The organism is Mesorhizobium sp. M1A.F.Ca.IN.020.04.1.1 (assembly GCF_003997315.1).
In the GTDB taxonomy this organism is placed as follows: Bacteria; Pseudomonadota; Alphaproteobacteria; order Rhizobiales; family Rhizobiaceae; genus Mesorhizobium.
Window position 1 is genome coordinate 1 of sequence record NZ_RZSN01000233.1, and the last position, 7,035, is coordinate 7,035.

Consider the following 7,035-nt stretch of genomic DNA (forward strand, 5'->3'; position numbering starts at 1 on the left):
GCTTTATTGTCCCGCAAACCGCAAGCAAGAAACCCTTCGCGTTGAACTGCGTCGAATCGACCGTCTCGTACAGGACCTGCTGAGCAGCGGCCATGGCCGCGACGCGGTTGCCGGCTTCACGCAAGATTTCTCGCGCTTGCGGGTTCGCTGCCCGTTGACCCGCCAAGCTCAGCAGTGACTGCAGCATCTGCATGTTGTTCTTCACACGATGATTGAGCTCATTGAAGAGCAGCCGCTGCTGTGTTTCGGCCTGTTTGCGTTCGCTGATATCGACCAGCATGTTGATGCCGCCGACGATCTTGCCATCTTCATCGCGCAGCGGCGTCGGATACGGGATGAAGGGAATGCGCACGCCGTCCGGGCGCTCGGCGACGGCTTCAGCGTTGCGTATCGGACGCCCCTCCTTCAGGGCGACCGCCATCGGGCACTGGTCGTGAGGAAGCGGGCTTCCGTCCGGCCAGAACAGTTTCCACGTCACGCACCACTTATCCTTGCCGATCTGCGGAACGCGCCCGGAAAGCTCGACGGCCGCCTCGTTGAAAAAGGTTATCGTGCCGTCGGCATCCGTCGTGTAGATCGCCGCCGGAATTGCCGCCAGCAGGTCGCGCAGCTGACGCTCGCTCGCCCGCAGCTTGGCTTCAGCCATCTTTTGGTCGGTGATGTCGCGCGCAATCTTCGAGGCGCCGATGATGAGGCCCTGGCTGTTGCGGATCGGCGAAATCGTCAGGGAAATATCGACGAGATTGCCGTCCTTGCGGCGACGCACCGTTTCGAAGTGATCGACGTTTTCGCCGCTGCTGATGCGCCTGATGATCTCCGGCTCCTCGCCCAGCCGGTCATCGGGGATGATCATCGTGATGTGCCTGCCGATCGCCTCGTCGGCCGTGAAGCCGAACAGCCGCTCCGCGCTGGCATTCCATGAGGCGATAATGCCGTTGAGGTCCTTGCTGATGATCGCGTCGTGAGAGGATTCGACAACGGCCACGAGCTGATTTGCCGCGCGTTCCGTCGTCTGGCGGGCGGTCTCGAGCCGTACGCGGTCGACCGCGAAGCCGAGTTGTCCGGCCACTGTCAGCGCAAAACGAAGCTCGGACTCCACGAAATCGTGCGGATGATCGTAATAGGACATGAACTTGCCGAGCAGCTGACCGCGCACCGAGATCGGAATGAAAGCCAGCGCTGCAATGCCTTCGTCCCGCACAGCCGCCTTGAGGTCGTCCGGCAATCCGCTTTGCTCGACGTCGGCAATAGCGATCGGTTCGGGATCGCGTGTGTCGCGCGACCAGGGGGAATGGCCTTCGACGGCCGTTCTGTAAGCTTGCGACAGGCCTCGCGAGGCGGCAAATCTGAGGAAGCCGGTGTTGTCGAAGAAGAGTATGGAGGCCCGGTCCGCACCCAATGCGCGAATGATGGTGCTGAGGGCTATCTCGTGAACCTCGCCGAGATTCGCCGCGCGCTGAAGGCTGTCCGTGAATTCGTAAAGCGCCGCCTGCTGCTCCAGATGCCGGACGAGCGCGGCCTCGGCCTTCTTGCGGGCGGTGATATCCTGCTGGACGCGCACCGCATACAAGAAGCGGCCTTCGGAGTCCCTTACGCTCGAGGACGTGACCGCGACCCAGACTCTTGCCCCGTCCTTGCGGATGAAGCGCTTTTCGTGCCGGTAGCTGTCGATCTCGCCTCGCACCTGACGCTCGAACTGACGCAGGTCCGCATCGACATTCTCCGCCAGAGTGGCATCGAACACCGACCTGCCGACAAGTTCATCGGCGGAATAGCCGAGCAGGTCGGCCAGGTAGCCGTTGACGCGCCCGAGTTCGCCCTTCGCGTTGACTTCAGCGATGCCAATCGCCGCATGCTGGTAAGTTGCAGCGAGCCGCTGCTCCTGTTGCCCAATGATCTCATCGGTCAGACGCCGGTCCGTGACGTCATGGAAACAGTTGATGGCTCCGACGACCCGACCGTCCTCGTCTTCGATCGGTTCGATGTGGACCATCACCCATATCGCCGTGCCGTCCGGCCGCTCGAGCTTTCCTTCAACCCCCCTGACGGGAATGCCGGTTCGCAGCACCGCGGCCATCGGGGTTTGGGCGCGCGCGATCTGCCGTCCATCGAGATAGAGCCTGTGGGATCCGCAATAGAGTTCGCTGTCCGAGCCAAGCAAGGGCGTTCGCCCCCACAAATCGGCAGCGCGCTTGTTGAACCAAAGCAATCGGCCTTGCGCGTCGCAAGCGTAGATCGCAATGGGCAGCGTCTCGATGAAGTCGGGCGGGATTTGCAGGGCGACGGCGTCCTGCGGGGTACGGATAAACCCCTCGGTTCCTTGAAGGCTTTCGATGCGCATCTCCCATTCCCGCTCGGCAACGAAGAGCCAAACGCATCGGATCGCCGAAGGTTCCCGCGTGAGCTCCGACACTTCGGCACTGAGGCAGCGCCGACACAATGCCGACGACGATTTCGTCTTGCCTGGTGGACCGATTTTCGCACAGAGGCGCAAAGCGTTCGAACGACCGGTCACACTGGCGGGATCCCTCATGCAACCGGGCCGGAAAGAGCTGCATGCGAATCCGTGCCGCCTTGACCTGGCGCATTGCCTTCCGCGCCGGCTCGCACAATAGTCGGGCCGATGTTCGAGGCGATAGCGAGTCACTGGTCGACGCTTATCCTTTTCCTGTCGTTGGCGATGGCGGCGGTCGGCATCGTCCATGCCATCATGACGAAGGAAGACGTGCGCGCCGCCACGGGGTGGGTCGGCGTGATGCTTCTGTCGCCCTTCCTCGGCGCGATCATCTACGCCATCGCCGGCATCAACCGCATCCGCCGCGCGACGATCAGCGCCATGCGACCCAGCGCCGGTTCGGCGGATGAGGCCGGGCACAATCGCGACGTCGCCGTCGAAGCCTTGATCGAGGCCCAATTCGGCCAGCGCTTCGTCGGATTGAAGACACTGGGCGACAGGGTGGCGCGGCGTCCGCTGACTTCGGGAAACACGATCGCCGTGCTCGAGACCGGCGACGAGGCCTATACGGCGATGTGCCGGGCGATCGACGGCGCGCAAAAGAGCGTGCTTCTCGAAACTTACATCTTCGACAACGACGCCGTCGGACAGATGTTCGCGCAGTCGCTCTCCGCCGCGGTCAAACGCGGCCTTGCCGTGCGCGTGCTGATCGACGCCGTCGGCGTGCGCTATTCGGTACCCAGCATCCTGAAGCAGCTCAGGGAGGCCAACGTCGCCGTCGATCTCTTCAACGGCAACATCGTCATGGGCTTGAGACTTCCTTATGCGAATCTCAGAACCCACAGGAAGGTCCTGGTCATCGACGCGACGGTGGCGTTTACCGGAGGCATGAACATCCGCAAGGGGTTCTCGGCCGAATTCGCCGGTTCCGACAGCTCCAGGGACACGCATTTCGAGGTCACCGGGCCGGTGGTGGCCGACCTGTTCTCAGTCGCCGCCGAGGACTGGCGCTTCGCCAGCAACGAGGCGCTGAAGGGCGACGCCTGGCAAATCGAGCGAACCGCCCCGCCGCCCGGCCAGCCGATGTTGGTCAGAGCCGTGGCGACAGGACCGGATGCCGCGAACGAAACCAACCACAAGCTGCTGATGGGGGCGTTTTCGGTCGCCCGCAAATCGATCCGCATCATGTCGCCCTATTTCCTGCCCGACCGCGAGCTGATCAGCGCGCTGACCACGGCCGGTGCGCGCGGCGTCGAGATCGACATCGTGGTGCCGGCGGTGAACAACCTTTTCCTCGTCGACCGCGCCATGACGGCACAGTTCGACCAGGTCCTGAAGCATTATTGCCGGGTGTGGCGCCACGAGGGCCCCTTCGATCACTCGAAACTTATGGCAATCGACGGCGCGTGGGTTTATGTCGGCTCGTCCAATCTCGACGCCCGGTCGCTCAGGCTGAATTTCGAGATCGACATGGAGGTCCTGGATGCCAACTTCGCCCGGGCGATCGAGGCGCGTATCGACGCGGCGATCGCGTCGGCGAAACCGGTGACACTCGAGATGCTGAGGGCCAGAGCCTTCGTCATTCGTGTCCTCGACCGATTGCTGTGGCTGGGATCGCCCTATCTGTAGGCAAGGAAGACGAGCAGCAGGAACCATGGAGAGAAACGGACGCACCCTCCCCGAAACCGTGCTCCTGTCGATCCGCGGCAGAAAGATGCGGAAAGCGAAAGCCACGGCGCCGAAACGGGTCGGCGGCGCCGAGATGGTGGTCGCCTCCTACAACGTCCACAAATGCATCGGCACCGACCGCAAGTTCGACCCCGAGCGGACCGCGCGCGTCATCCGCGAGATCAGCCCCGATGTGATCGCGCTGCAGGAGGCCGACAACCGCTTCGGCGACCGCGCCGGACTGCTCGACCTCAACCGCCTCGAAATCGAAACGGGGCTGGTGCCGGTGCCGGTCACCGGAAACGGCAAGGCACATGGCTGGCGCGGCAACGTGCTTCTGTTCAAGCGCGGCACGGTGCGCGACGTGCACCAGATCAAGCTGCCCGGCCTGGAGCCGCGCGGGGCGCTGGTCGCCGAGATCGACCTCGACGAGAACCGGACGCTGCGCGTGATCGCTGCGCATCTCGGCCTGTTGCGGCGCTCGCGCTCGGAACAGGCCCGCGTCGTGCTCGATATCATGAGCAGCGCCGACGAAAGGCCGACGCTCCTGCTCGGCGACCTCAACGAATGGCGGCTGGGCAACCGCTCCGCGCTCAACACGCTGCACACCACCTTCGGCCCCCCGCTGCCCGCTGTGCCCACCTTTCCGTCGGGCCTGCCGGTGCTGGCGCTCGACCGGATCATGGGCAACCGCGACGGCATGGTGTCTGCGGTGGAAGCGCATGACACGCCGCTGTCGCGCGTGGCGTCCGACCACCTGCCGCTGACCGCCTTCGTGCATCTGTAGATCCAGCGATCGCCCTACCCTTCCCTGAGCCAGACCAGCATCTCGCCGGGATCGCGGTTGTCCCAGGCGAAGTAAGGAATTGCCTTGAGCGTCGTCTCTTCGGTTTCCGGCGGCTCGGGGCGGTAGAGATCGCCGCCCCAGGTCTTCGCCTCGGCCCGGCTGCCGATCGCCGAAAGCGTGACGATACCGCCGAGCAGGTTCGGCTCTTTGTGCGCCTCCAGCCTGGCCGTGCGCGGCAGCGCAATGCGGTGCAGGCCACCGCCATTGTCGGTTTCCTCGACGCAGTAGAGCAGCGGGCCGACGCGACAGCGCGACGCGGCCGATGTCCTGCCGCACTTCCGGATTGGCGAAGAGGCGCGCCATCGACATTTCGAGGTCGAGCTCGACGCGGTCGCCCTTTTGCCATTCGCGGCGGATCGCGGCATAGCCGTCGACCGTGACCGCATCGAGATCGAGCATGTTGCCGTTCAGCTTCAGCGCCGCGTTGCGGCACCAGGCGGGCACGCGCAGGTAAAGCGTGAATTCAACCGGTGTCTGTGCCTCGATCTCGATCGAGACCGCGCCGTCCCAGGGATAGTTGCTGGTCTGGACCAGGCTGACCGGGCGGCCGGCGATCTCGAAGCGTGCGGTGGAGTCGCCATAGAGATGCACGGCCAGCGCGTCGTCGGCGAGGCCGTAGAAATAGCTGCCGATGGAGGCCACCATGCGGCCGATATTGGGCGGGCAGCAGGGGCAGCGGTGCCATTTCCAGCGGTGGTGGCCGCCGCGGCTCTCCAGCGGGTTCTCGTAGAAGAACAGCGAGCCGTCGAGCGACAGGCCCGAGATCGAGCCGTTGTAGAGCGCCCGCTCCATCATGTCGGCATAGCGGCGGTTCGGCCCCATGCCGAGCATCCGGCTCGCCCAGAACACCAGGCCGACCGAGGCGCAGGTCTCGGCATAGGCGGTTTCGTTGGGCAGGTCGTAGTCGCTGGTGAAACCCTCATTGTGAGCCGACGGCCCGAGGCCGCCGGTGACATAGAGGCTCTTGGTGGTCAGATCGTCCCACAGCCTGTCGAGCGCCGCGCGCAAGCTGTCGTCGCCATATTCGGTGGCAATGTCGGCCATGCCGGAGAAGAGGTACATCGCCCGCACGGCGTGGCCGACGACCTTGTCCTGCTCGCGTACCGGCTTGTGCGACTGATTGTATTCGTAGGTCTTGAAATGATAGGCGTTCGGGTCGGCGCCGCGGGCGCGCGCCTCCTCGTCGAAATAATGCGGCTGCTGGCCGCGCTGGTCGATGAAGTACTTCGCCAGATCCATGTACTTCTTCTCACCCGTCTCCCGCGCGAGCTTCACCAGCGCCAGCTCGATCTCCTCATGGCCGCAATAGCCCTTTTTCTTGCCGGGCTCCGGGCCGAACATCGAGGCGATGTGGTCGGCGTAGCGGCTCATGATGTCGAGCAGCTTGCGCTTGCCCGTCGCCTGAAAGTAGGCGACGGCGCCCTCGATCAGATGGCCGGCGCAGTAGAGCTCGTGGCAGTCGCGCAGGTTGGTCCAGCGGAGACCCGGCTGGATGCGCTGGTACCAGCTGGAGAGATAACCGTCCTCCTGCTGCAGCTTGCCGTACATGTCGATGACGGCGTCGATCTTCTTCTCCAGCTCCGGATTGCGGCGCCGGTAGAGCGAGTAGGCGGCCGTCTCGATGGTCTTGCCCCAGTCGGAATCCCAGAACATCTGGGTCGTCACCGTCGAGCCGGTGAACTCGGCGCCCTGCGCGTCGGCCTCGTCCGGCGACGGCGAATGGAACGGAATGACGACGCCGGGCGACGGCCGGTCGGGATCGATCTGCTCCAGCATGCGCGCCTCGACGCAGCGGTCGTAGAGGATGCCGGCGGTCTTGGCGGCGACCGCGTCGACCCGGTCGCCCCAGAAGCCGCGGACATCGACCTGGGGCACGGGCAGCGGCCGGAAGGCAAGCTTCGGCTTCGCGGTCGCGGCTGCCTGGGCTGCGGTGGCGGATTGTGCTGCGGTCATAACGTCACTCCATTCGAATGCGGGAAAATCATTTGACGGCCCCGGCCATCAGGCCGCGGATGTAGAAGCGCTGCAGCGCCAGGAACAGGATCAGGCAGGGCACCATCATCAC

The 7,035-nt window shown here is 64.4% G+C and carries 3 protein-coding genes and 1 pseudogene; 2 read left to right on the plus strand and 2 right to left on the minus strand.

The window, feature by feature from the left end; translation table 11 throughout:
* A partial coding sequence (locus tag EOA49_RS28935) for a PAS domain S-box protein (protein ID WP_245460831.1) occupies positions 1–2,704 on the minus strand: 2,704 nt, incomplete at its 3' end.
* Between EOA49_RS28935 and EOA49_RS28940 the strand changes: the two genes are divergently transcribed.
* On the plus strand, positions 2,624–4,084 hold the full coding sequence (locus EOA49_RS28940; RefSeq protein WP_127241142.1) for a phospholipase D-like domain-containing protein: 1,461 nt from the start codon (positions 2,624–2,626) through the stop codon (positions 4,082–4,084). The genes EOA49_RS28935 and EOA49_RS28940 overlap by 81 nt on opposite strands.
* A gap of 25 nt (positions 4,085–4,109) precedes the next feature.
* Entirely contained in the window at positions 4,110–4,910 is an 801-nt protein-coding gene (locus EOA49_RS28945; protein WP_127241143.1) for an endonuclease/exonuclease/phosphatase family protein, read from the plus strand.
* Positions 4,911–4,924: 14 nt separating this feature from the next.
* Here EOA49_RS28945 and EOA49_RS28950 read toward each other — a convergent pair.
* A pseudogene (locus EOA49_RS28950) lies at positions 4,925–6,923 on the minus strand (glycoside hydrolase family 127 protein).
* Positions 6,924–7,035 lie beyond the last annotated feature (112 nt).

Excerpts from the sequence above, each read along its gene's own strand:
- EOA49_RS28940 (WP_127241142.1), top strand. The coding sequence starts at position 2,624 with ATGTTCGAGGCGATAGCGAGTCACTGGTCGACGCTTATCCTTTTCCTG.
- EOA49_RS28945 (WP_127241143.1), top strand. The coding sequence starts at position 4,110 with ATGGAGAGAAACGGACGCACCCTCCCCGAAACCGTGCTCCTGTCGATC.